The 549-nt window shown below is 62.5% G+C and carries 1 protein-coding gene; it reads left to right on the plus strand.

Annotated elements, in window-relative coordinates:
- The coding region (locus AACY52_RS29775; protein ID WP_339561298.1) for a sodium/proton-translocating pyrophosphatase at positions 1-549 on the plus strand (549 nt) is incomplete at both ends.

Genomic DNA, 549 nt, shown 5'->3' on the forward strand with positions numbered 1-549 from the left:
GTGACGATGATCTCGGTCGCGCTCGCGCTCAAAAATGCCGATCATCTGCTGCAGGTTATGACGCTGCCGCTCATCGTCGGCGGGGTGTGCATCCTCACCTCGATTGTCGGCACCTTCTTCGTGCGGCTGGGCAGTAGCGGCTCGATCATGGGCGCGCTGTACAAGGGCTTCTGGGTCAGCGTGGGCCTGTCGATCCCCGCCATCTATTTCGCCACGCAATATACGCTGGGCGACATGAACACGCCGCTCGGCGGCAACGCCTTTCTCGGCGATGTCGGCGCGTTCACCGGCATGAAATTGTTCGGCGCGATGATGATCGGCCTCGCCGTCACCGGGCTGCTGGTGTGGATCACCGAATATTATACCGGCACCAATTTCCGCCCGGTGCGCAGCATCGCCAAGGCATCGGAAACCGGCCACGGCACCAACGTCATTCAGGGCCTGGCGATCAGCCTGGAATCGACCGCTTTGCCCACGCTCGTCATCGTCATCGCGGTGATCGCCGCCTATCAGCTTGCGGGCGTGATCGGCATCGCCTTTGCCGCCACC

It is taken from the genome of Pseudomonas sp. EA_65y_Pfl1_P113, from assembly GCF_963970525.1.
GTDB lineage: Bacteria > Pseudomonadota > Gammaproteobacteria > Pseudomonadales > Pseudomonadaceae > Aquipseudomonas > Aquipseudomonas tritici.